Annotated in this window: 22 protein-coding genes; 11 read left to right on the top strand and 11 right to left on the bottom strand. The window is 62.1% G+C overall.

The genetic code is table 11. The features are described 5' to 3' along the window. Positions 1 to 29: 29 nt before the first annotated feature. Genes OLZ32_RS15700 through OLZ32_RS15685 form a run of 4 tightly spaced genes read right to left on the bottom strand, consistent with a single transcriptional unit; the run spans position 30 to position 3,742 of the window. Positions 30 to 1,220 (bottom strand): M24 family metallopeptidase, encoded by a 1,191-nt coding sequence (locus OLZ32_RS15700; protein WP_264397168.1) that lies wholly within the window; start codon positions 1,218 to 1,220, stop codon positions 30 to 32. A gap of 32 nt (positions 1,221 to 1,252) precedes the next feature. Then, positions 1,253 to 1,666, bottom strand: coding sequence for a cupin domain-containing protein (locus OLZ32_RS15695; protein WP_264421765.1), 414 nt, complete (start codon positions 1,664 to 1,666; stop codon positions 1,253 to 1,255). Positions 1,667 to 1,691: 25 nt separating this feature from the next. Then, positions 1,692 to 2,534 (bottom strand): phosphoenolpyruvate hydrolase family protein, encoded by an 843-nt coding sequence (locus tag OLZ32_RS15690; protein WP_264397167.1) that lies wholly within the window; start codon positions 2,532 to 2,534, stop codon positions 1,692 to 1,694. Between the two features lie 11 nt (positions 2,535 to 2,545). Beyond that, positions 2,546 to 3,742, bottom strand: a complete 1,197-nt coding sequence (locus OLZ32_RS15685; protein ID WP_264397166.1) for a Tm-1-like ATP-binding domain-containing protein — start codon at positions 3,740 to 3,742, stop codon at positions 2,546 to 2,548. A gap of 100 nt (positions 3,743 to 3,842) precedes the next feature. Between OLZ32_RS15685 and OLZ32_RS15680 the strand changes: the two genes are divergently transcribed. The 7 genes from OLZ32_RS15680 to OLZ32_RS15650 all read left to right on the top strand — a co-directional run bounded on the left by OLZ32_RS15680 (position 3,843) and on the right by OLZ32_RS15650 (position 10,567). After that, positions 3,843 to 4,517 carry a TetR/AcrR family transcriptional regulator gene (locus tag OLZ32_RS15680; protein ID WP_017991503.1) on the top strand — a complete coding sequence of 225 codons (675 nt, stop codon included), beginning with the start codon at positions 3,843 to 3,845 and terminating at the stop codon, positions 4,515 to 4,517. A gap of 333 nt (positions 4,518 to 4,850) precedes the next feature. Then, the gene (locus tag OLZ32_RS15675; protein WP_029871365.1) at positions 4,851 to 6,161 is read left to right on the top strand and encodes an ABC transporter substrate-binding protein; all 1,311 of its coding nucleotides are present in this window, start codon (positions 4,851 to 4,853) and stop codon (positions 6,159 to 6,161) included. 157 nt (positions 6,162 to 6,318) lie between these two features. Beyond that, positions 6,319 to 7,224 (top strand): carbohydrate ABC transporter permease, encoded by a 906-nt coding sequence (locus tag OLZ32_RS15670; RefSeq protein ID WP_003549731.1) that lies wholly within the window; start codon positions 6,319 to 6,321, stop codon positions 7,222 to 7,224. A gap of 1 nt (position 7,225) precedes the next feature. Further along, positions 7,226 to 8,185, top strand: a complete 960-nt coding sequence (locus OLZ32_RS15665) for a carbohydrate ABC transporter permease (protein ID WP_003549729.1) — start codon at positions 7,226 to 7,228, stop codon at positions 8,183 to 8,185. Beyond that, positions 8,182 to 8,385 (top strand): hypothetical protein, encoded by a 204-nt coding sequence (locus tag OLZ32_RS15660; RefSeq protein WP_003549717.1) that lies wholly within the window; start codon positions 8,182 to 8,184, stop codon positions 8,383 to 8,385. The genes OLZ32_RS15665 and OLZ32_RS15660 overlap by 4 nt, the downstream gene beginning before the upstream one ends. Next, a complete protein-coding gene (locus tag OLZ32_RS15655) occupies positions 8,382 to 9,491 on the top strand; it encodes an ABC transporter ATP-binding protein (protein ID WP_264397165.1) in 1,110 nt (369 codons plus the stop codon). The genes OLZ32_RS15660 and OLZ32_RS15655 overlap by 4 nt, the downstream gene beginning before the upstream one ends. After that, complete coding sequence (locus tag OLZ32_RS15650) at positions 9,491 to 10,567, top strand: ABC transporter ATP-binding protein (RefSeq protein WP_264397164.1); 1,077 nt, start codon at positions 9,491 to 9,493, stop codon at positions 10,565 to 10,567. The genes OLZ32_RS15655 and OLZ32_RS15650 overlap by 1 nt, the downstream gene beginning before the upstream one ends. 79 nt (positions 10,568 to 10,646) lie before the next feature. On the opposite strand, the gene OLZ32_RS15645 is transcribed toward OLZ32_RS15650, so the two are convergent. The 4 genes from OLZ32_RS15645 to OLZ32_RS15630 are packed head-to-tail and all read right to left on the bottom strand — an operon-like array spanning position 10,647 to position 14,454. Then, a complete protein-coding gene (locus OLZ32_RS15645; protein ID WP_264397163.1) occupies positions 10,647 to 11,621 on the bottom strand; it encodes an NAD(P)-dependent oxidoreductase in 975 nt (324 codons plus the stop codon). 21 nt (positions 11,622 to 11,642) lie between these two features. Further along, positions 11,643 to 12,335 (bottom strand): FadR/GntR family transcriptional regulator, encoded by a 693-nt coding sequence (locus OLZ32_RS15640; RefSeq protein ID WP_003549713.1) that lies wholly within the window; start codon positions 12,333 to 12,335, stop codon positions 11,643 to 11,645. Between the two features lie 2 nt (positions 12,336 to 12,337). Further along, a complete protein-coding gene (locus tag OLZ32_RS15635) occupies positions 12,338 to 13,507 on the bottom strand; it encodes a mandelate racemase/muconate lactonizing enzyme family protein (protein ID WP_264397162.1) in 1,170 nt (389 codons plus the stop codon). A gap of 59 nt (positions 13,508 to 13,566) precedes the next feature. Next, on the bottom strand, positions 13,567 to 14,454 hold the full coding sequence (locus tag OLZ32_RS15630) for a sugar phosphate isomerase/epimerase family protein (RefSeq protein WP_264397275.1): 888 nt from the start codon (positions 14,452 to 14,454) through the stop codon (positions 13,567 to 13,569). Between the two features lie 346 nt (positions 14,455 to 14,800). On the opposite strand from OLZ32_RS15630, the gene OLZ32_RS15625 reads away from it, so the two are divergent. Next, positions 14,801 to 15,652, top strand: a complete 852-nt coding sequence (locus tag OLZ32_RS15625) for a sugar phosphate isomerase/epimerase family protein (protein ID WP_264397161.1) — start codon at positions 14,801 to 14,803, stop codon at positions 15,650 to 15,652. A 214-nt stretch (positions 15,653 to 15,866) separates the two neighbouring features. On the opposite strand, the gene putA is transcribed toward OLZ32_RS15625, so the two are convergent. Further along, the gene (gene putA / locus OLZ32_RS15620) at positions 15,867 to 19,574 is read right to left on the bottom strand and encodes a trifunctional transcriptional regulator/proline dehydrogenase/L-glutamate gamma-semialdehyde dehydrogenase (protein ID WP_264397160.1); all 3,708 of its coding nucleotides are present in this window, start codon (positions 19,572 to 19,574) and stop codon (positions 15,867 to 15,869) included. 27 nt (positions 19,575 to 19,601) lie between these two features. Continuing rightward, positions 19,602 to 19,808: a hypothetical protein gene (locus tag OLZ32_RS15615; protein ID WP_105008945.1), complete on the bottom strand. Its 207-nt coding sequence runs from the start codon at positions 19,806 to 19,808 to the stop codon at positions 19,602 to 19,604. Between the two features lie 150 nt (positions 19,809 to 19,958). Between OLZ32_RS15615 and OLZ32_RS15610 the strand changes: the two genes are divergently transcribed. After that, complete coding sequence (locus OLZ32_RS15610; protein ID WP_113547318.1) at positions 19,959 to 20,453, top strand: Lrp/AsnC family transcriptional regulator; 495 nt, start codon at positions 19,959 to 19,961, stop codon at positions 20,451 to 20,453. A 48-nt stretch (positions 20,454 to 20,501) separates the two neighbouring features. On the opposite strand, the gene OLZ32_RS15605 is transcribed toward OLZ32_RS15610, so the two are convergent. After that, on the bottom strand, positions 20,502 to 20,879 hold the full coding sequence (locus tag OLZ32_RS15605) for a winged helix-turn-helix transcriptional regulator (protein WP_264397159.1): 378 nt from the start codon (positions 20,877 to 20,879) through the stop codon (positions 20,502 to 20,504). A 158-nt stretch (positions 20,880 to 21,037) separates the two neighbouring features. Between OLZ32_RS15605 and OLZ32_RS15600 the strand changes: the two genes are divergently transcribed. Beyond that, a complete protein-coding gene (locus OLZ32_RS15600) occupies positions 21,038 to 21,430 on the top strand; it encodes a DoxX family protein (RefSeq protein ID WP_264397158.1) in 393 nt (130 codons plus the stop codon). Positions 21,431 to 21,470: 40 nt separating this feature from the next. Then, positions 21,471 to 22,217: an SDR family NAD(P)-dependent oxidoreductase gene (locus tag OLZ32_RS15595; RefSeq protein ID WP_264397274.1), complete on the top strand. Its 747-nt coding sequence runs from the start codon at positions 21,471 to 21,473 to the stop codon at positions 22,215 to 22,217. Positions 22,218 to 22,338 lie beyond the last annotated feature (121 nt).

Here is a 22,338-nt window from a genome sequence, read left to right as displayed (position 1 = left end):
CCGGGCCTTGTTTGCGGTTGGACCTGCAATCACGCTCCGCCACGGTTCCAGCCGCGGCCACGGTCGCCGAACATTTCATAGCCGCCATCGGTGATCGCGAGCGTATCCTCCAGCTTGATGAATCCGCGCTTTGGGTGAAGCATCGTCGTCTCGACCGAGATCACGCTCCCGGCTTCCAGCGGCTTGTCGGCATCGATGCCATCATAGGTGACGGGGTGGTTCGTCATGAGGAATGGCGCTTCGTGGGCAATGAGGCCCATGCCATGGCAGAAGAAGTCGGTGAAGGCCGCCGACGGCGAGGCCTTGAGCTCGGCTTCCGCTGCCACGATCATCTCACTGCCCGCAGCCCCTGCCCTGACCTTGGCGAAGGCCGCTTGCTGGATGCATTCGACTTCGGCCAGAAGGTCCTCCAGCTCCGCATCCGGCTCGCCGAGCACACCCATACGGCAGAGGTCACCGATATATCCGTGATAGTTGCCGCCAGAATCGATCGACAAAATCTCGCCCTCGGCCCAGGTTTGCGGCGAGCCCGCGCGGTTGTGGCTGGAGCCAAGCGTCAGCAGGCAATATTCGAAGTGCAGGCCGCGGTTTGTTTCCTCCCGGCGCAACTGCTCGATGATCTCCATCTTCGTCGAGCCGGCGCGGGCCGCCGCGACCGTCGCCAGCATCGAGTCGGTGATCAGCTCGGACGCGCGTCTCAGCTTTGCCAGTTCATCCGGCGTCTTGACCGCCCTTAGCCGCTCCAACACATGCGTGGCATCGACAAATCGAGCGCCATCCAGCCGAGAGGCAAGCAGGTCGCGGGCGTCGGATGGCAGGAAGGCCGGCTCGATGCCGATGCGCCCACCGGTCTTGCCGATTTTCTTCAGGTGCTCGGCGGCGAGCCCGGCGGCATCCTGCGTGCCCCAGGTCGCCGTATGCACGGCGGGTGTCCAGAATGGATTGTTCTGGTGCTCTGCACCCTCCATGCGGTTGCCCACATAGGCGGAGTGATCGGGCGCGCCTTTCTCATAAATCACCATCGGCAGGTACCGGCTATGCCCGATCGCATCCATGGCGGCGAAGAAGATGAACTTATAGCCGCCCATGAGATATTGCGTGTTGTGTTTGGAGGTGGCGACGACGACGTCGATACCGGCTTCCTCCATGAGACGGTCGAGCTTGGCCGTATCGAACGGCGTCACGGCGGCCTGCCTTGTTTGCCCTGCATTGTCGTTCATTGTCTTTCCTCCCAGAAAATGGATGCGCGGCCTCAGGAGCCCGGCGGCAGCAGGCGGAAGTCCGGAAAATCGCGAAGCGCAAGCTCCGGCCCCGCCGGTGAGTAGACCACGAAGAGGAGCATCGGCCCGCCGCCAGTGTTCTTCGTCGAATGAAAGCGGCTTTCCGGAACATAGATCGTGCAGCCGGTGGCGACCTTCCGCGTGATCGGATTACCCGTCTCGTCCTCGACCATCTGCTCGCCTTCGCCGGAAATCACAAAGATGATTTCCTCCGCGCCGGGATGATTGTGGCGGGAATGACCCTCGCCGCTCGGCAGTTCGACGACACCGCCGGAAAACCGGCTGGCGCCGTTGACCTCGGGCGCCACAGTCAGCGACAGCTTGCCCCAGTCGAAGCCGAAAGCGCTCACGTCCTTAGGATAGATGAAGTACTTGTCCTTTACCATGAAACGGCCTCCTCCATGCCCTTCCTCAGACGACCGCGCCGATGGCGAGCGCCTTGAAATCTTCGGTCTGCTTGCGGATTGCCGCCTCTGCCGGCAGGCGCTCCATCGAGCTTGCGCCATAAAAGCCGTGGCAGCCAGGGCAACGCTCGAGAACGTAGCGCGCATCCTCCGGCATGGAGATCGGGCCGCCGTGGCAGAGCACAATGACGTCGTCGCGCACGGAACGTGCCGCCTTGGTGATCGCGGTGATCTCATCGATGCAGTCATCGAGCGACTTTCCGGAGGTGGCCCCGATCGTGCCGCCGGTCGTCACGCCCATATGCGCCACAATGATGTCGGCACCGGCGACCGTCATGGCGACAGCCTCGCTCTCGTTGAAGACATAGGGTGTCGTCAGCAGGTCGAGCCCGTGGGCGGTGGCGATCATCTCGACCTCCAGATTGTAGCTCATGCCTGTCTCCTCGAAACTCTGCCGCATCCGGCCATCGAAGAGGCCGATTGTGGGAAAGTTCTGTACGCCGGAAAAGCCCATTGCCTTGAGGTCGGCGAGGAAGCGCGGCATCAGCACGAAGGGGTCCGTGCCGTTGACGCCGGCGAGAACCGGCGTCTTTTTCACAACAGGCAACACTTCGAGCGCCATGTCCTTGACGATCTCGTTGGCATTGCCATAGGCCAGCAGTCCGGCCGCCGAACCGCGCCCCGCCATGCGGTAGCGCCCAGAATTATAGATAATGATGAGGTCGATGCCGCCTGCCTCCTCGGCCTTGGCGGAGATGCCGGTGCCGGCGCCGCCGCCGACGATCGGCACGCCGGCTGCGATCATGCCGTGAAATTTTTCGAGGATGGTCTTGCGCGGTATGACTGGCATCGATTTGTCTCTCAGGGGTTGGCGATGTCACGATAGGCCGCGACGGCGGCCTCGGCGAAGTGCGGATCGTTGATATGGAGCGGCAGGCGAATAAGACGTCGCGACGCCGTCGGCTTCACCGTCGCCTCGAGCGCGGCAAAAAGCGCGGCGTCGGCGTGCGGATCGAAGAACGGACCGCCTTCGATGTCGAGGGCCGAAACGCCCTTTTCAGGAATGAGGAAGCGTAGGGGCCCGTGGCAGAGATTGAGCTTGTCGCCGATCCAGCGGCCAATCTGCGCGCATTCGGCCGACGTCGTGCGCATCAAGGTGACGTTCGGGTTGTGACGGTAAAACAGCCGGCCGGCATAGCGCTCAGGAACGGTTTCCGGCGCCCAGAAGTTCACCATGTCGAGCGCACCGACCGAACCGACATAGGGCAGGCCTTTGCGAGCAATGGCGCCGAAACGGTCCGAGGTGGCGGGCAGGACGCCGCCGAAAAGCAGGTCGCAGACCTCGGTCGTCGTGATGTCGAGCACACCAGAGATGAGCTCGCTGTCGGCAAGCTTCTCCATCGCCCGCCCACCCGTGCCTGTCGCGTGGAAGACCAGGCAATCATAGTCCGCCCGGAGGCGCTCGACCATGGCGGATACGGCAGGTGTGGTAACGCCGAACATGGTAAGCCCGAGGGCCGGTTTGGATGCAGTCACCTCAGCCGGCCGGCGGGCCATGGCGGTGATCGCCTGGGCGGCGTTGTGAAGGATGACGCGGCTCAGCCGGTTCAGGCCCGCCATATCGGTGACCGAGGGCATCATCACGATGTCGGAAACATCGACAAAGGGAGCCACATCGCCGGATGCGAGCGTCGAGACCATGATCTTTGGCAGACCGAGCGGCAATTGGCGCATGCCTGCGGTAATGATCGAAGTGCCTCCGCCTCCACCGATACCGATGACGCCGGCGATATCCTGGCGCTCTACGAGGAAGCGCGCGAAGGCAATGCCCATCGCCTCGACCGCCCTTCCGCGGTCCCCGCTGGCAAGAACGGCTTCAGCCCCGTCCGGATGGCATGCCGCCACTGCGTCGGCCTTCACATCGACGGCGGTCGCAGGCTCGCCTATGCCGACGTCGACGCGGACAACACCCCCGCCCGCCGCTTCGATGCAAGCGGCCAGATACGCAAGCTCCTCGCCCTTCGTGTCGGCCGTGCCGACCACGTAGATCTGCTTCATGTCCCCTCCGGGACCGGGTGGACTTCCTCCCGGCATATCTCACCTTCGGGGCAAAGCGACGGGCCCTTGCAAATTTGTGAGACGTGCGTATCATAAAGACATGGATGTCTCACGTCAACAGAACGAAACAGCCAAGACCGAGCGAGGCCCGCGTGCCCGAACGCGAAAACTGATGCTCGAAACGGCAACGCGGCTCATGCAGTCCGGCATCACTCCGTCGGTAAGTGAAGTCGCCGAGGCTGCCGAAGTCTCGCGCGCGACGGCCTACCGTTACTTTCCGAGCCAGGCAGCGCTCGTGCATGCCGTGGTGGATGAGGCTCTGGGGCCGATCCTCGGCTGGTCGTCCGACAGTCCGGATGCACGCATCCGCGTTGCCGACCTCTTGGCGACCGCGATGCCGCGCATCGACGAGTTCGAGGCCACCTTCAAGGCGGCGCTGAAGCTTTCGCTGGACCAGTGGGCGCAGCGCCAGGCGGGCACGCTCGGCAACGAGCCGCTGTTCAAGCGCGGCCACCGGGTCGACCTGCTGAAGAGCGTGACGGCCCCCTTGAAGGGCACATTGCCGCCCGAATCCCGGGAACGCCTTGCACAGGCTCTTTCGCTTGTCTTCGGCGTCGAGGTGCTGATCGTATTGAAGGATATCTGGGGCCTGACCTCGGAAGGCGCGCAGTCCGTTGCCGAGTGGGCCGCCAGGGCGCTTGTCGATACCGCATTACGGCAGGCAGAGAGCGAGGCAGGACGTGGTGCGCCCAGACTTGGTGCATCAACTGGCTAGACCAGTGTCAGTAATATATTCTTGTGTTGTGGTCTGGATCGGCGATGATGAATGTGAGACGGTCCGACAAGACTGCGTCAGGAGGCCCGCAAATGCGGGGGCAAGACGTCGAAAGCCTGAAGACGAGCCTTTGATGAAAGCTCTCCGAGGTTGCGCTTGACGATAATGGCATTTGGTAATACCAGATCAGGGAAACGACATTCAGGCTTGAGATCTGAAACGAGCTAGGGGTCGAGGAGGACCCCCAGCACGAACACCACCCAGGAGGATCGGGAAGCCAGATCGGGAGGCCCGCGATGAAGCGGGAAGCGTGCATAAATGGGAGGAAACGTTATGCGCAAAACTATGACCGGTCTGTTGGCCGGTGTCGGATTGATGTGGGCGTGCGGAACATCCGCACAGGCCCAGGAACTGACCATCTTCTGGGCCGAGTGGGACCCGGCAAACTACCTTCAGGAACTCGCCAACGAATACGAGGGTCAAACCGGAGTTAAGGTCACGGTCGAGACCACACCATGGGCCGACTTCCAGACCAAGGCCTTCACCGAGTTCAACGCCAAGGGTTCAGCCTATGACATGGTCGTCGGCGACAGCCAGTGGATCGGGGCAGCGTCAGAAGCCGGCCATTACGTCGATCTGACCGACTTCTTCACCAAGCACAATCTGACCCAGGTGATGGCCCCGGCAACGGTGAAATACTACGCCGAATATCCGTCGAACTCGAAAAAGTACTGGTCAATTCCGGCCGAAGGCGACGCCGTCGGCTGGTCCTACCGCAAGGACTGGTTCGAAGATCCCAAGGAGATGGAGGCGTTCAAGGCCAAATACGGCTACGACCTCGCCCCGCCGAAGACTTGGGCCGAGATGCGTGACATCGCCGAGTTCTTCCACCGTCCAGACCAGAAGCGATACGGAATCGCCATCTACACCGACAACTCTTATGACGGTCTCGTCATGGGTGTCGAGAACGCGATCTTCTCATTTGGGGGCGAACTCGGCGACTACCAGAGCTACAAGGTCGACGGCATCATCAATTCCGAGAAGAACGTCAAGGCGCTCGAGCTTTATCGCGAGCTCTACGGCTTTACGCCTCCGGGCTGGGCCAAGTCCTTCTTCGTCGAGAACAACCAGGCGATCACCGAGAATCTGGCGGCGATGAGCATGAACTACTTCGCCTTCTTCCCGGCCCTGGTGAACGAGGCGTCCAACCCGAACGCCAAGGTTACCGGCTTCTTTGCCAATCCGGCAGGCCCGAACGGCGAGCAATTCGCAGCGCTCGGCGGCCAGGGCATATCGGTCATCTCCTACTCAAAGAACCAGGAAGAGGCGATGAAATTCCTCGAATGGTTCATCAAGGACGAGACCCAGAAGCGCTGGGCCGAACTCGGCGGCTACACGGCAAGCGCCAAGGTGCTTGAATCGCCGGAGTTTCAGAACGCGACTCCCTATAACAAGGCCTTCTACGAGACGATGTTCAAGGTGAAGGACTTCTGGGCAACGCCTGAATATGCCGAACTGCTGATCCAGATGAACCAGCGCATCTACCCCTTCGTCACCGCCGGGCAAGGCACGGCGAAGGAAGTGCTCGACTCTCTGGCAGCGGACTGGAACGCGACGTTCAAGAAATACGGACGCAATAAATAGCAAACGCGATCAGCGGAGGGGCTCCGTCGCCCCTCCGTTTGCATTCTGCATCTCGCGCCCAAAGGCGCGGTTCGAGAGGGCGCGGCGCCCGGAATTCACTTCGCGCATCGTGATGCCGTTCCGGCATCCGGCGCCGAACTCTCGGAGGAGGAGAGGATTGGCCACCGCAGTCATGACATCGCTGGACACGAAATCGCGTGCCGCATCTCGCGGCATGAGCGACATCCGGATTCGCAATCTCTTCATCATTCCGACGATCCTGTTCCTGATCGTCTTCAACATCTTTCCGCTGATCTATTCGCTCGGCTATTCCTTCACCGACTTTCGCGCTTCGTCGAACGCGCCGGCCAACTTCGTCGGCCTGCAGAACTACCGCGAATTGCTGAACGATCCTTTCATCTGGTCGAATTTCGCCATCACCGCGAAATATGTGATCGTCTCTGTGACGGGGCAGGTGATCGTCGGCTTCGGCACCGCGATGCTGCTCAACCGCGATATCCCGCTGAAGGGTCTTTTGACGACGCTGCTGCTGCTGCCGATGATGCTCTCGATGGCCGTGGTCGGCCTCTTCTGGAAGCTGCTCTACGATCCGTCCTTCGGCATCATCAACTACGCACTCGGCCTCGGCTCCTTCGAGTGGCTGTCGAATCCGGACATGGCGCTCTATGCGGTCGCAATCACCGACATCTGGATGTGGTCGCCCTTCGTCATGCTGCTGTCGCTTGCCGGCCTTTCGGCCGTACCGAAGCATCTCTACGAGGCAGCGGCGATCGACCGGGCGGGGCCGTTCTATACCTTCTTCCGCATCACGCTGCCGCTGGTGGCGCCGATCCTGATGATCGCAATCATCTTCCGTACGATGGAGGCCTTCAAGACCTTCGACCTCGCCTACATCCTGACCAGCCAACCGACGACCGAGGTGATCTCCATCCGGCTCTACAAGATGGCCTTCCAGGAATGGCAGACGGGGCGCTCCTGCGCACTCGCCTACATCGTGCTCGTCATGGTTCTCGCCATCACCAACATCTACGTCAAGTATCTCAACAAAGTGAAGGAGCGCTGAGATGGCTGCCGTCCAAACCCGCTCCGAACGCGCGCTGAACCGGGTGGCGATCGCCGCCGTACTGGTCATCACGCTGATCTTCCTGGCGCCGATCTACTGGATCACCTCGACGGCCTTCAAGCCGCGCAACCTCGCCACCACCATTCCGCCGACGGTGCTCTTCGAGCCGGAACTCTCGCCCTTCGTGAAACTCTTCACCAAGCGCTCGCAACTGCGCGGGGCGCCTACTCCTGAAGAATATGCCGCCGCCCCCTGGTGGGAGCGGATGGTGTTCGACGGCGGCGAGAAGATCGTTCGCTCCGGCCGCGGCGAGGTGCAGCCCTCCGGCTATCCGAACCGCTTCATGAACTCGCTGATCGTTGCCATCACGTCCACGGTGCTGGCTGTCGGTATGGGGACATTCACGGCCTACGGCTTCTCGCGCTTCAAAGTGAAGGGGGAGGCAGACCTTCTCTTCTTCATCCTGTCGACGCGCATGCTGCCGCCCGTCGTCGTGGCGATCCCGATGTTCCTCATGTACCGTGTCGTCGGCCTCAACGACACGCATTGGGGCCTCATCATCCTCTACACTGCCTTCAACCTTTCCTTCTCCGTTTGGCTGATGAAGGGCTTCATCGACGAGATCCCGAAGGAATACGAGGAGGCCGCGCTCGTCGACGGCTACACGCGGATGGAGGCCTTTTTCAAGATCGTCATTCCGGAAGCGGCGACCGGCATCGCCGCGACCGCCGTCTTCTGCTTCATCACGGCCTGGAACGAATATGCATTTGCGCTGATCATGACGAACCGGCGCGCGCAAACGGCTCCACCCTTCATCCCGAGCCAGGTCGGCTCAGGCCTGCCGGATTGGACGGTCATTGCGGCCGGCACGTTCCTGTTCCTGCTACCGGTCGCCATCTTCACCTTCCTGCTCAGGAACCATCTCCTGCGCGGCATGAGCTTCGGAGCGATCCGCAAATGACCTTCCGCGCCTTGAACCAGAAATATCTCGAACCCGCTTCGCAGTATCTGATGATCCTCGGCATCATCGCGCTCTGCCAGCCCTGGAACCTGTTTCTGCATCGCTACGGCATGACGATGACGCTCGTCGGACTGATTGCCTTCATGGTGACGACTAAAATCCCGCGGGACGCGCAACCAGACGAAGGCAGCCATTCATGACGCAGATAGAACTTCTCGGGATCCAGAAATATTTCGGTGCCGTCCAGGTCATCAAAGACCTTAATCTCGCTATCGCCGACAATGAATTCATCGTGCTGCTTGGACAATCGGGCTGCGGAAAGACGACGACATTGCGCGCCGTCGCGGGGCTGGAGACGATCGACGACGGCGACATTCTGATCGACGGGCAGCCGGTGCAGCATATCAAGGCATCCGGCAGGGACATCGCCATGGTGTTCCAATCCTTCTCGCTCTATCCGCACATGACGGTCTACGAGAACATCGCCTTCCCGCTCCGCGCTACCCGGATGAGCCGTGCCGATGTCGATGCGTCGGTCCGCGAGATCGCCGGTGTGCTGCGCATCACCGGTCTGCTGGCCCGCAAGCCTTCGGCGCTGTCAGGCGGCGACATGCAGCGGGTCGCAATCGGCCGCGCGCTGGTGCGACGCCCAAAAGCCATGCTGATGGACGAGCCGATCGGTGCGCTCGACGCGAAGCTGCGCGAGGAGATGCGGGCGGAAATCAAGCGCCTGCATATCAAGCAGGGTTCGACCACCATCTACGTGACGCATGACCAGGTGGAGGCCATGTCGCTCGCCGACCGCATCGTCATCATGCACGAGGGCATCCTTCAGCAGGTCGGCACGCCGGAAGAGGTTTACGCGCACCCCGCCAACACGTTCGTCGCCCAGTTCGTCGGAAGCCCGGTCATGAACATGGCGCCGGCGAACATCAGCGAAACGGGCAGCCATACCAGCGTCCAGGTCGGCGGCGGGACGACGGGCTTCGAGTTCCCCGCCGTGCTGGCCAACCGCCTCTCCGACGCAAGGGCCGAGAACGGCAAGCTGACACTCGGGGTCCGGCCTGAGGGCGTGCTTGTTTCACGGGAGGCCCGCGAGGGCTTCATGCCGGTCGAAGCGCATATCATCGAGCCTCTCGGCTCGCACGACATCGTGGACCTGAAGGTTGGTCACCAGATGATCAGGGCACGCACCAAGAGCGGTTTCGTGCCTGGTCCCGGCGAAGCCGTCTGGGCACGCATCGACCCCGCCCAGGCACATTTCTTCAACACCGCGACCGGCTCGTCGCTGGGGATCAGACTCTGATGGCGCATATCGAACTCAAGGGCATCACCAAGACCTTCGGCAGCCACACGGCGCTGAAAAACCTGAACATCGACATTGCTGACGGCGAGTTCTTCGTGCTGCTCGGGCAGACAGGCGCCGGCAAGACGACGACGCTGCGCCTGATCGCCGGTCTCGAGAAGCCGACCGCAGGCCAGATCTTCATCGACGGGCAGGACGTCGCCGACTGGGGTGCCGCCGAGCGCGACGTGGCCCTGGTGCTCCAGCAATACTCGCTTTACCCGCGCTATACGGTGCGGGAGAACCTGGAATTTCCATTGAAATCCCGTATCCGTCGCGTTGAACCCGGAGAAATCAAGGAGCGCGTCGAGCGCGTTGCGAAGACTCTGCGCATCGAGCATCTGCTCGACCGCAAGACGGACCGGCTGTCGGGAGGCGAGATGCAGCGCGTATCGATCGGTCGGGCCATCGTGCGCAAACCCCGGGTCTTCTTGATGGACGAACCGCTTTCGGCGCTCGACGCGAAGCTTCGCGAAGCACTTCGAACCGAGCTGAAAAACCTGCAGATGAACCTCGGCGCGACCTTCCTCTTCGTCACTCACGACCAGATAGAGGCCATGTCGATGGGCGACAAGATCGGCGTCCTGAACAATGGTCAACTGGTGCAGACGGGTACGCCGCAGGAGATCTACGGAAACCCGGTCAACACCTTCGTCGCGCGCGCGGTCGGCTCGCCGCCGATGAACCTGATCGCCGGCACGCTTGCCGGCGGCGAGGCAGTGGCCAGCGAGGGCTATCGGCTGCCGCTCGGCAACGGACACGGGATCGCGACAGACGGTCGCCCGCTCACCTTCGGCATCCGTCCCGAGGACATTTTTCTCGACAGTGGCGCGCCCGGCGAAGCACGGGTCCACGACGTGGAGAACCATGGCGTCGAAAAGATCGTGACGCTGCGCACCGGCGAGAAGTTCATCCACGCGACCGTGCCGACACAGACGGCGCTTCGGATCGAAGATGAGGTTCGCTTTTCATGGAATCCGGAAAAGGTCGTGCTGTTTGACGCCGGAAGCGGTGTAAGCCTGCGGCACGCGGGCTGACCTGATCGGTCCGAAGGATGCCAGCGGTCTCGGCGCCACGGCAGGGGCTGCGAGCATTTCGAGTTGTCGCGACGAGGCGCTATGCGGGAAAGCGCCGGCGGTAGTGTTCTACCACTTCGGGATTGCGCAAATTAACGGGCAAGTCGCCCTTGATGACGCGCAGGGCTTCGCTCGCCGCGCCTGTTCCCATGCGCATCATGCTCTCTTCCGTCAGACCAGCGAGATGCGGCGTGACGATGACGTTGTCAAAGCCGAAATAGGGATGGTCGAGTGGCAGCGGCTGCGTTGCGAAGACGTCGAGCGCGGCTCCGCCGATGCGACCATCGCGCAGCGCCTCGATCAACGCCGTATCATCGATCACGGGGCCGCGCGAGACGTTGACCAGAATGGCCGTGGGCTTCATGCGCCCGATGCGACCGGCATTGAGCAAGCCGGTCGTCTCCGGCGTCAGCGGGCAGCAGAGCACCACGATGTCGGCCGCCGCCACAAGCTCATCGATCGTCAGGAAACGCGCGCCGTCCGGCACGCTTTCCGGCGACCGGCTCGTGGCGACCACCTCCAGGCCGAAACCGAACTTCGCGACCTGGAAGATCGCCTTGCCGACATTGCCCATTCCGACGATGCCCATGGTGCGGCCGGCGAGGTCGACGGCCGTGTCCGATTGGGCGCGGCCCGCCGCCCAGCCGCTCTGACGCAGGTCGCCGTCCATCGCGCGAAAGCGCCGAAGCAGGGCCAGTGTCACCAGGAAGACGTGCTCGGCGACAGTCGAGGCATTGGCGCCCGGGACGTTGGCGACAAGCACGCCGGCACGGGTCGCCGCATCCAGCGGCACCATGTCGAGCCCGGCGCCATGGCGGATTGCAGCGCGAAGCGCCGGCGCATCCTCGAAGAAGGCCGGCGGGATCGGCGCGCGTACGACGACGATGCCCGCGCCGCGGCCTTCTCTAAGCAACGTTTCGGGATCGGGCGCGGAAGCGACGCGCAGATCACCCGCAGCCTCAAGCATGGACTTGGCCGCAGGGTGCAGGGGATGCGTGGAAAAGATGAAGCTCATCGGCCCTCCCGCCGGTTGCGCCTATCCGGCTGACGTCGCTGGACCGCCGATGAGACCCTTCCAATAGCTTTCCGCACCTTGAAGATGCGCGCTCATCAGCGCCTGGGCCAGATTGCCGTCTCGGGCAAGCAGCGCCTCGTAGATGCGGATGTGTTCCTCATGCGAGCGCCGGCTGCGGGCGGCGTCGGCAAAATAGATCGGCAGGCGGTGCTCGCCCATGACGTAATAGACGCTGCACACCCGATGGAAGACGCTGTTCTTGGTGGCTCGGACGATCTCCAAATGAAAATCCCGGTCCTCTCGCGCCAGCCCCTCGCCGGCGGCAAGCTTCGCCTCCGACGCCGCGAGGATATCGCGCAAGTGCTGGTAGTTCTCCTCCGTCGCCCGATCGCAGGCGAGCTCCGCGGCCTTGATCTCATGGATCTTGCGAAGCTCCACGGTCTCGTAGATCAGGATAGGGTCAAGCGGCACGCCGGCGCGGGCAAAAAGCGCCATTGCCTCCACGCTCGCCTCCGTGGTCGTCAGATAGATGCCCGACTTGGCCCGGCGCTCGACGATGCGCATTGCCTCCAGAATGGCCAGTGCCTCGCGAACCTGGCCCCGGCTGACGCCGAAATGCTCCGCAAGCTCTCGCTCCGAAGGCGTGCGGCCGTTGCCGCTCGAGTTCGAGAAAAGATGGGCCGCGAGATCGGAGAGGAGGGAATTTTCTTTCATCGTCACTGTCTTTGCGCGTGAGTCTCCAGGACCCGCTGATTGATCGTGAAGCCCAGGCCAGGCCTGTCCGGGATCTCTACCATACCGTCTTTCACCGACACAGTGTCCTCGACAAGATCGTGGATCATCGGATTGGCCCCGAGCGAATATTCGATGATGAAGCTTGCCGGGGAAGCCGCGCACAAGTGCAGGCCGGAAAAGAAGCAGGGCGCGCCGGCCCAAAGATGCGGCGCGAAACGGAGGTTGAAGGCGCTGGCGAGCGAACTGATGCGCATCGCCTCCGTAATGCCGCCGCAGAAGGCGGGATCCGGCTGGAATATGTCGGCGGCCCGAAGCATGGCAAGATCTCGAAAGGCAAAACGCGTCGCCTCGCTCTCGCCCGCAGCGATCGGCACGTTCCCAGCCGCGCGCACCTCCGCCATGCCCGGCTTGTCATCCGCTATCACCGGCTCCTCGAACCAGGCGAGGTCGCAATCGGCGACCATCTGGATGAAGCGCTTTGCCTCCGCAACAGTATAGGTGCCGTGCGCATCGACCATCAGGTCGACGTCGGGGCCGATTGCCTTGCGAGCCGCCCGCACGCGCGATGCCGAGACATGCAGCGCACGATCCATCGCACCGACGCGCATCTTGACTGACTTGAAACCACCGGCCGCGATATAGGACCGCATCTGCTCGCCGATCCGGTCCACGCTCTCCCAACCGCCCGAGGCATAGGCGGGCAACCTGTCCGCCTTGCGCCCACCCAGCAGCTTCCAGACGGGGACGCCGAGCGACTTGCCGAGAATGTCCCAGAGCGCTATGTCGACCGCGCTGATCGCCGCGACGGAAAGGCCGCGCCGCGCGATCTCGGGCATGGCGTGACCCGAACTCGCCGCCGTCTCGTGGCGTACGCCGTTATAGAGCATCTCCCATATTGTGGAGATGTCGGCGGGATCGCGATCGATAAGCTTCGGCCCAATCTCGTGATTGAGCATGTGTACCAGCGTGCCATAAGCGCCCGCACTGCCCGCGGCATTCTTGCCCTCTCCCCAGCCGACGATACCGTCGTCCGTTTCGATCCGCAGGATCGCACTATCGAAGGTCGTCAGTCGGCCGAAGTCGCTGCGGTGCTGACGGTTCGCCTCGATGGGAATTTTAATCCACCAGGCCTCTACGGTCTTGATGCGCATGTCTCGGATCCCCTGCCCCTCACGGCCCGCGAGCCGCAGGGCATATGTCTTTCCGTTCGTTACTTGATCAGCGGCAGGATCGTCTCGGCAGTGATCCGCATCTGATCGTCGTAGAACTTCTCAGTGAGAAGGCTCGAGCCGTGGTCCTGGATAAATTTCAGCTGCTCCGGGGGAATGTCGACGGGGTTGCGCTCGACCATGTCCGGATATTTTGAAGCCGGCGTGCGGTCGACCGGAGCGACGAATTCGTTGGTGACGGCGCCGTCGTACCCGATCTCCTTCAGCGTGCCGATGATCTTCGGCCAGTCGAGCTGGCCGAGGCCGGCGGCAAAACGATTGTTATCGGCGACGTGGAAATCGAACAGGCGCTTTCCAGCGAGCCGGATCGCCTCATACATGTCTTCCTCCTCGATGTTCAGGTGGAAGGCATCAAGGCAAACCCCGCATTCAGGGCTGACGGCATCGGCGAGCGCCAGCGCTTGGGCGGCACGGTTGAAGAAATAGGTCTCAAAACGGTTGAGCGGCTCGACGGCAATGCGCACGCCCCTCTTCTGGGCATGGGCAAAACACTCCCTGGTGGCGTCCACCACCCATGTCCACTCTTCCTCCTCGGTGCCATCCGGCACCACCTTTCCGACGGTCGCCGGCACCAGGGTGACGATCTCGCCATCGAGTTCGCTGACCATGGTGATGACGCTCTTGACATAGTCCACTGACCTGGCGCGCTGGCCTTCATCCCTGGCGGCAAGATTGCGCTCGCCGAGCGTCAGCGTAACGGCGCCCCAGCAGCGGATGCCGTGCTCCTTCAGCAGCGCGCGCGTCTCATTGACGTCGTACTGCGCCGGCTCGCCGGATATCTCGATGCTTTCGTAGCCATATTTCCTGATGCGCTTCAGCGTGACGGCGAGCGGTTCGGCCCGCATCCAGTTATGTGTCGAAAGATGCATAAGGTCCTCCCAGACAGGTGCAGCTCGGTCCACCGCCAATCGGGCGGCAAAGGTCATGTTGTCGTTGGCCACTCTCGCCGCCTTCGGCAATCTGGTTTGGCCAATTCTCGTTATTTGAAAGCTCTAGCTCAATTCTTAACCCTCTGCAAGACGGGGGCCAAAAGGTCGATATCTCTTTAAACGATCGATATTTAATCCTGCGTTTCCCGCTTAGGCGCGAATCCGGCATCCCAAGCGTGCAATTAACTGGCTTGACCAGATTCGAGGATTTGGTATGACCAGATCTGGAAAAGTAATAGGGCGTTGAAACCGTCGCACAGTGGCCACAGGGCCAAATGGAGGGGAGATGAAGATCGGCATGTGCATGTTCCTCTGGACGACAAGTGTCGGCCGGAAACACGAGGCACTGTTACGCGACATCAAGGATACGGGGTTTGACGGTGTCGAGATCCCGATCTTTTCAGGCACACCCGACGACTACCATCGGCTGGCAGACATGCTGGACCGGATCGGCCTGGAACGGACCGCCGTTTCCGCCATGGGCGATCCGCAAATGAACCTGATCGCCGCCGACGCCGCGACCCGCAGGCGCGGCATCGACTACGTGAAATGGGCCATCGACTGCAGCGATGCGCTGGGCGCAACGATGCTGAGCGGGCCGCTGCATTCGACGCTCGGCAAATTTTCAGGAAGCGGGCCGAGCGCGGCGGAACTCAAGCGCTCGATTTCCTCACAACGCGCGATCGGCGATCATGCAGCAAAGCACGGCGTAACGATCGGGCTTGAGGCGCTGAACCGCTTCGAATGCTACCTGTTCAACACGATGGACGACCTTGCGGCCCATATTGACGCGGTCGGACATCCACATATCCGCGCCATGTACGACACGTTCCACAGCAACATCGAAGAGACAGATCCCATCGGCGCGTTCACGCGAAACAGTGACCGCATCGTGCATGTCCACATTTCGGAGAACGACCGCGGCGTACCCGGACGCGGCAACATTCCCTGGACGGAGACGTTCAGGGCGCTACGCGCGAGCGGCTACGACGGGTGGCTGACAATCGAGGCCTTCGGCCGGGCGCTCAAGGAGCTCGCCGCCGCGACAAAGGTCTGGCGCGACTTCTCCGAGACACCGGAAGCGGTCTATCGCGAAGGCTACCGCCATATCCGCGATGGATGGCACGCGGCGGCATGACCGCCAACCAACCTGCCTGATTTCGACCCGGACAGGGCGGCACCGCACGCGAGACCGCGGACGCGGCCGAGCTGCCAGGAGGAATGCGGACGGTTATGCTGCTTATGAAAGACCGCCGTTTTCTCAGGCTCGGGCAAACTCATTGGATGGGCCCGCTTTCGGCCGACCCTTTCCGACGATCAAGGGCGCATTTTCTGTGCCCTCGTCTTGTCACTCAGCCGATAGCCATCAGGCTTGCATTGCCGCCGGCAGCCGCGGTGTTGATCGACGTTGACACCTCCTCCAGCAGCCAATTCAGGCAATAGGCCTCGGGATCGCTCGCCAATTCCTCGCTCGTCGCGGCCTGGACCAGCAGCAGCGGACCGGGCAGGTGGGCAATCTTCTGATTGACGGCCAGAACCCTGTCGCGATCCCCTTCGACGAGCGCGCCTGAGAACGGCCCGTCCTTTTCCCAATCCGATGTCCAGGAGATCCGGCCGGCTACAGCCGCCGGAAGGTCCGCCAGGACTGACTTCGATAAGGAACCCGCGTCCACGACGATGTGGTTGCCGGTCGATAGGGCTGCGGCGATCTGGCGATGAAGCCCGCCTTCCGTCTGCGGCACGAGAAGAATACGGCCGCGGGGATGGAGCGCGTAGAGATTGAGCTCCCCGACCGGACCGGTGAGTTCGCGTTCGAGCCCGAGAGCCGAGCGGCTCGCATATCCACGCGCCACTTCCCCCTCGCCCGACAAGCCCTTCTTGTCGAGCCAGACGATGTAGTCACGAAGGGCAAGGTCCGTATGAACGGAATCCTGTTGCGGCGGCACGGGCGCACGCTGCACCAGCCGGCCGATATAAAGCGGACCCCCGGCCTTCGGCCCCGTTCCCGACAGGCCGCGGCCGCCGAACGGCTGCACGCCGACGACGGCGCCGATGATGTTCCGGTTGACGTAGAGGTTTCCAGCCTTGATGCGGCTGGTCACATGCGCGATCGTTTCATCAAGCCGGGTGTGAAGCCCGAATGTCAGACCATAACCCGATGCGTTGATGTCGTCGATCAGACGGTCGAGCCCGTTTCGCTTGAAACGAATGACGTGCAGGACCGGTCCGAAGATCTCCTTCGTCAGGTCCGACAGGGACTTGATTTCGATGATTGTGGGCGGAACGAAGGTTCCCGCCGCGGCACTTTCGGGCAGCGGCAGCTGATCCACCTTGCGGCCCAAGCCGCGCATATGCTCGATATGCTGGTCGATCTCCGCCTTTGCGCTGTCGTTGATGACCGGGCCGACATCGATGCTCAGGCGATCGGTACGGCCGATCGTCAGCTCGCGGAAGGCGCCCTTCAGCATGGCGAGAGTCCTGTCGGCAACATCGTCCTGAAGGCAGAGAACCCTGAGCGCGGAGCAGCGCTGACCGGCGCTGTCGAAAGCCGAGGCAATGACGTCGGCCACCACCTGCTCCGCCAATGCCGAGGAGTCGACGATCATGCCGTTCTGGCCGCCGGTTTCGGCAATCAGCGGAATCGGCTTGCCGCTCACCGACAGCCGTTCCGCCAGCTGCGCCTGGATCATGCGGGCAACTTCGGTCGACCCGGTAAACATGACGCCTGCCGTTTCCTCCGCCCCGACCATACCGGCGCCGAGGCGGCCGCTGCCGGGCACGAACTGCAGGGCACCGACAGGCACGCCCGCCTCATGGAGGATCTTCACACTCTCCGAAGCGATGATCGGCGTGACACCGGCCGGTTTGGCAAGCACGGGATTGCCTGCCACCAAGGCTGCGGCGACCTGCCCGGTGAAAATCGCCAGCGGGAAATTCCACGGGCTGATGCAGACGATCGGGCCGAGGGGCGCATGCGATGGCCCCAGCGTCTTGCGCGCCTGTTCGGCATAGTAGCGCAGGAAGTCGATGGCCTCACGCACTTCGCCGACGGCATTGGCCGCGGATTTGCCGGCCTCGCGCATGACGATGCCCATCAGCACCTTGATGCGGGCCTGCATGATGTCGGCGGCCCGCTCCAGGCAGGCGGCACGCTCGGCCGGCGGCACGGCCGCCCATTGCGGCGCATGCTCCGCAGCCATCCGGACGATGCGCGCTGCCTCCTCGACCGCCACTTCGGTCACCGTGCCGACGACATCCCGGTGATCGGCAGGATTGAGAACATCGCGCGTCACCCCATCCGTAGAGCCGTCGGCAAGGAGGGGAAGCGCATGCCACGGGGCAGCAGCCGTGGAGATGAGTGCATCAGCCAAATCCGAAAGGGTGGCCTCGTTCGAGAGATCGAGACCATCGGAATTGGCCCGGGCATTGCCGTAAAGTGCCCGCGGCGAGGCGATCTGCGCGTGGGGCGCGCCAACGACAGGCATGGCTGCGACGATTTCGGCGGGATCGGCGATCAGCGCCTCGACCGAGACATTCGGATCGGAGATGCGGTGCACGAAGGAGGAATTGGCGCCATTTTCCAGAAGGCGTCGAACCAGATAGGCGAGCAGCGTCTCATGGGTTCCCACAGGCGCATAAATCCGGCAGGGTCGGTCGAGTTTTTCCTTTCCGACAACCTCGTCGTAGAGCGGTTCGCCCATGCCATGCAGGCATTGGAACTCGTATTTGCCGACCTTGAAATCAGGACCTGCCAGACGATAGATCGTGGCGAGCGTCTGCGCATTATGGGTGGCAAATTGCGGGAAGACCGCATCCGGAGCATCGAGCAGTTTGCGTGCGCAGGCGACGTAGGCGACATCGGTGTAGATCTTGCGGGTATAGACCGGATAGTCGTCGAGACCGTCAAGCTGGGCGCGCTTGATCTCCGCATCCCAATAGGCGCCCTTGACGAGACGGACCATGACCCGGCGCCCGGAACGACGTGCCAGATCGATAATGTAGTCGAGGACGAAGGGGCAGCGCTTGCCATAGGCCTGCACGACGAAGCCCAACCCGTTCCATCCGGCAAGATCAGGCGCAAAGCAAAGCTCCTCGAGGAGATCAAGCGAAAGCTCCAGCCGGTCGGCCTCCTCCGCGTCGATATTGAGGCCGATATCATAGGTCTTGGCGAGAACGGCCAGCGCCTTGACCTTCGGCAGCAGCTCGCTCATCACCCGGCCGGCCTGCGACCTCACGTAACGGGGATGCAGGGCCGAAAGCTTGATCGAAATGCCCGGGCCGTCATAGATGCCGCGCCCGTCCGACGCCTTGCCGATGGCGTGGATCGCCTTTTCGTAATCCCGGTAATAACGCTCGGCATCGGCGCCCGTCGTCGCGGCCTCGCCCAGCATGTCGTAGGAATAGCGGAAGCCACGCGCTTCCAGCGGCCGGGCGCGCTTCAGCGCCTCCGCGATCGTTTCGCCGGTGACGAACTGCTCGCCCATCATGCGCATTGCCATATCGACGCCGCGACGGATGACCGGCTCGCCGGCGCGCGCGATCAGCCGCGTCAGCGCTGCCGACAGGCTTCGGTCGTTGACCGTCGAGGTGAGCTTACCGGTAACGACGAGCCCCCAGGTTGCGGCATTGACGAACATGGATTTTCCGCCGCCGATGTGGGAGGTCCAGTTACCCTCGGCTATCTTGTCGCGGATCAGCGCGTCCCGGGTTTCGGTATCGGGAATGCGCAGCAGCGCTTCGGCGAGGCACATGAGCGCCACGCCTTCCTGGCTGGAGAGCGAGTATTCCTGCACCAGCCCTTCGACACCGGTCCCCTTGTGCTTGGCGCGCAATGCTTCGATCAGGCTGCGGGCCGTGCTGCGAATGTCATAGCGTTTTGCCTCGGAGACGCGCGCTGCTGCAACGAGCGGCGGCAGGCATTCGGTTTCCGGCCGGCGATAGGCTGCCGTGATGGCCTGGCGAAATTCGGATTGCGGTCGGATCGGTGGAGCAAAGCCGGAAAACGGCGCGCCGTCGGCCGGATCATTGGAGGGGGCGGGGTCGATCGCTGCGTTCAACATGAAAGTACCTATCAATCGAAATGTGGTTTAACGGATGAACGAGATGCCGGGCTCGTCGTCCCACTGTGCATCGTCCGTGCAGGCGGGGCCGGAATATTCCGTCTCTCGCAGCGGGCGGGCATCCGGTCTGTCGCGCTTGAGGGTGAGCGCCGCGGCCACGGCCCTGATCGCCAGCGGCCGGTAGTGAGCGAGCAGGTCCGGCGTCCGATCGTCATCCGCTTCCTTGTTATGCATGTATGATCCCCGTTTTGAGCGCGGCGCGGATACCGATTTCAGCACTCTTCTGCCCGGCCTACAATCTACCACAGCCTCAAATCGCGATCTCACTTGATTTCAGCCGTTTCCAGGCTGTATGAACTTATTAATTCATCCTCGAGAGTTCGAATGGCCGCTGAAACCGACATCTTTAGTGAATTGGACCAGTTCGACAGAAAGATCCTCGCTGCACTCGCCGAGGACGGAAGGCTGTCGATCACCGATCTGGCCGCGCGTGTCGGATTATCGAAGACGCCGTGCCAGATCCGTTTCAAGAGGCTGATCAGCGACGGATATATCGAAGGCTTCAAGGCCATCCTCAATCCGTCGAAAATGCAGCTCGACCATATTGCTTTCGTCGAGGTGAAGCTTTCCGATACCCGCGAGGACGCGCTGAAGAGCTTCAACGATGCCATCAAGAAGATCAGCGAAGTCGAAGAGTGCCATATGATCGCCGGCAGGTTCGACTATCTGCTGAAGATCCGCACGCGCGATATCGGCCGCTACCGCCGCGTCCTCGGCGAGCGCATCTCGACACTGCCCCACGTTGCCAGCACATCGACAAATGTCGCGATGGAAACGGTCAAGGAAGGCTGGGACAAGTCCGGTTCGAGTTTTTCGTGAATTTGTTGTCAGCGATCGGCCCAAAGCAGCTGCGCACACTTTTCGACATCATGCTCTCGCTTTCCGACCGCGTGCGCTCGGCTTCACCGGCACGCTTTTGCCGTACTCTTTCCACCACGCCGTCAAAGCTTCCATGGTGGGACCAAGGCCCCGCGCTTTTTGGGTGATCTCGTATTCGACGCGCGGAGGAACCTCCGCAAAGATGGTGCGGGACACGAGCCCGTCTGCTTCGAGCTCGCGGAGTTGCGCCGTCAGCATGTGTTGGGTAATGCCGGGGATAGCCTTCCTCAGTTCGCCAAACCGGTGGATCCGCTGATGGAGCAGCCACATGATTTCCAGCTTCCATTTGCCGGAGAGCAACGCGAATGCGCGGCGCATCTCCTCATGCATACTGATTTCGCCATCGGCCATAGTCTGGTTTTCCATACTAGCGGCAAGTAATTCATCCTACTTGCAAAGATGGACCTTAGACGACATTTTCCGTCCGTGCATCAGGGGCGCAGTAAAAGGAGCGCCTCCCACATAGAAACCGACAGACTCGACGAGAGGAATGTTGCTGCGTGAGCAGCGACAGGGATGAGCTTATGCTTGAATTTTGCGGATACTGGATCAGCACGGCACTTCTATCCGCGCTCTACCTCGCTTCAGCCTACATGTATGCCACAAAGGGAAAGTGGGTTCGTGAGGCGCTGACGGAACTCGGATATCGCGCGAATAACCTCGTTCCGTTCATGATCATTGTTAAGGTCCTCGGCCCGGTTGCGATCCTTTCGCGCGTCAGCGTCCCGCTCAGCGATCTCGCCTATTCCGGCATCTTCTTTCACCTGCTGCTGTCGGGCCTCGCGCATATCGGCGTTCGAAAACCTGTCGGTGCGCTGCCGGCGGCGATCGGTCTGGCGCTGCTGATCGCCTCGTTCATGACGCAGAACGACGCCCGCGACGTCCCTTCACCTTACGTCCAGGCTGCCGCCCTCTGACGCCTCGACGATTCCCAAGCCTTATCAAATGGAGATACACATGGGTCGACTCAATGGAAAAGTTGCCGTTATCACTGGCGCAAGCCGCGGCATTGGCCGCGCCACCGCAAAGCTGTTTGCGGCCGAAGGCGCGAAGGTCGCAATTCTTTCGCGGACATCCGACGGCGTCGAACGCGTCGTCGCGGATATCGTCGAAGCGGGCGGCACCGCCTTCGGCGTCGTCTGCGACGTCGGTGAAGCCGATCAGATCACGGCCGCGGTGGACAAGGTTGTCGCAACATATGGCCGCATCGACATTCTCGTGAACAATGCTTTCGATGGTTCTGCGGTCTTGTCTTCGGTCATCGAGCTTTCGGTCGAGCAACTGCAACGGAACTTCGACACCGGGCCGATCGCGTATCTGCGCTTCATGCAGGCTTGTTATCCTCACCTGAGAGAAGGCGGAGAAGGGCGGATCATCAACTTCGGTTCGATGGCCGGCACCGTGGGGTTGGCTGGCTATGGTCCATACAACATGGCCAAGGAGGCGGTACGCGCGCTGACGCGCACGGCGGCACGCGAATGGGGTGCCGACAAGATCACCGTGAACAACGTTCTGCCGGTCGCGGACACCTGGGGTGCTGCGGTAAAGGACGTTCCTCCACCGACGAACGCGCTCGCTCGTTTCGGCTCGCCGGAAGACGACATTGCCCCGGTGGTGCTGTTCCTGGCCAGCAAGGATTCCCAATTCATTACGGGATACAGCCTTACCCCCGACGGCGGCGCAATCATCGACAGCGCCCGGTAACAGCCCTCGGCAACCGTCGATGAGCAAGGGGCGTGTCGCGTCCCATTGTCCAGCGGAGCCTCTCCGCAGGAGCGTTGGTTACCTGTGCCGGTAGCGAAAGGCTTCGACGAAGGCGGCGAAA

It is taken from the genome of Rhizobium acaciae, from assembly GCF_025941625.1.
GTDB lineage: Bacteria > Pseudomonadota > Alphaproteobacteria > Rhizobiales > Rhizobiaceae > Rhizobium > Rhizobium acaciae.
This window is presented reverse-complemented; position numbering and strand designations above follow the sequence as displayed.

Excerpts from the sequence above, each read along its gene's own strand:
- OLZ32_RS15700 (WP_264397168.1), bottom strand. The coding sequence starts at position 1,220 with ATGAACGACAATGCAGGGCAAACAAGGCAGGCCGCCGTGACGCCGTTC.
- OLZ32_RS15695 (WP_264421765.1), bottom strand. The coding sequence starts at position 1,666 with ATGGTAAAGGACAAGTACTTCATCTATCCTAAGGACGTGAGCGCTTTC.
- OLZ32_RS15690 (WP_264397167.1), bottom strand. The coding sequence starts at position 2,534 with ATGCCAGTCATACCGCGCAAGACCATCCTCGAAAAATTTCACGGCATG.
- OLZ32_RS15685 (WP_264397166.1), bottom strand. The coding sequence starts at position 3,742 with ATGAAGCAGATCTACGTGGTCGGCACGGCCGACACGAAGGGCGAGGAG.
- OLZ32_RS15680 (WP_017991503.1), top strand. The coding sequence starts at position 3,843 with ATGGATGTCTCACGTCAACAGAACGAAACAGCCAAGACCGAGCGAGGC.
- OLZ32_RS15675 (WP_029871365.1), top strand. The coding sequence starts at position 4,851 with ATGCGCAAAACTATGACCGGTCTGTTGGCCGGTGTCGGATTGATGTGG.
- OLZ32_RS15665 (WP_003549729.1), top strand. The coding sequence starts at position 7,226 with ATGGCTGCCGTCCAAACCCGCTCCGAACGCGCGCTGAACCGGGTGGCG.
- OLZ32_RS15660 (WP_003549717.1), top strand. The coding sequence starts at position 8,182 with ATGACCTTCCGCGCCTTGAACCAGAAATATCTCGAACCCGCTTCGCAG.
- OLZ32_RS15655 (WP_264397165.1), top strand. The coding sequence starts at position 8,382 with ATGACGCAGATAGAACTTCTCGGGATCCAGAAATATTTCGGTGCCGTC.
- OLZ32_RS15650 (WP_264397164.1), top strand. The coding sequence starts at position 9,491 with ATGGCGCATATCGAACTCAAGGGCATCACCAAGACCTTCGGCAGCCAC.
- OLZ32_RS15645 (WP_264397163.1), bottom strand. The coding sequence starts at position 11,621 with ATGAGCTTCATCTTTTCCACGCATCCCCTGCACCCTGCGGCCAAGTCC.
- OLZ32_RS15640 (WP_003549713.1), bottom strand. The coding sequence starts at position 12,335 with ATGAAAGAAAATTCCCTCCTCTCCGATCTCGCGGCCCATCTTTTCTCG.
- OLZ32_RS15635 (WP_264397162.1), bottom strand. The coding sequence starts at position 13,507 with ATGCGCATCAAGACCGTAGAGGCCTGGTGGATTAAAATTCCCATCGAG.
- OLZ32_RS15630 (WP_264397275.1), bottom strand. The coding sequence starts at position 14,454 with ATGCATCTTTCGACACATAACTGGATGCGGGCCGAACCGCTCGCCGTC.
- OLZ32_RS15625 (WP_264397161.1), top strand. The coding sequence starts at position 14,801 with ATGAAGATCGGCATGTGCATGTTCCTCTGGACGACAAGTGTCGGCCGG.
- putA (WP_264397160.1), bottom strand. The coding sequence starts at position 19,574 with ATGTTGAACGCAGCGATCGACCCCGCCCCCTCCAATGATCCGGCCGAC.
- OLZ32_RS15615 (WP_105008945.1), bottom strand. The coding sequence starts at position 19,808 with ATGCATAACAAGGAAGCGGATGACGATCGGACGCCGGACCTGCTCGCT.
- OLZ32_RS15610 (WP_113547318.1), top strand. The coding sequence starts at position 19,959 with ATGGCCGCTGAAACCGACATCTTTAGTGAATTGGACCAGTTCGACAGA.
- OLZ32_RS15605 (WP_264397159.1), bottom strand. The coding sequence starts at position 20,879 with ATGGAAAACCAGACTATGGCCGATGGCGAAATCAGTATGCATGAGGAG.
- OLZ32_RS15600 (WP_264397158.1), top strand. The coding sequence starts at position 21,038 with ATGCTTGAATTTTGCGGATACTGGATCAGCACGGCACTTCTATCCGCG.
- OLZ32_RS15595 (WP_264397274.1), top strand. The coding sequence starts at position 21,471 with ATGGGTCGACTCAATGGAAAAGTTGCCGTTATCACTGGCGCAAGCCGC.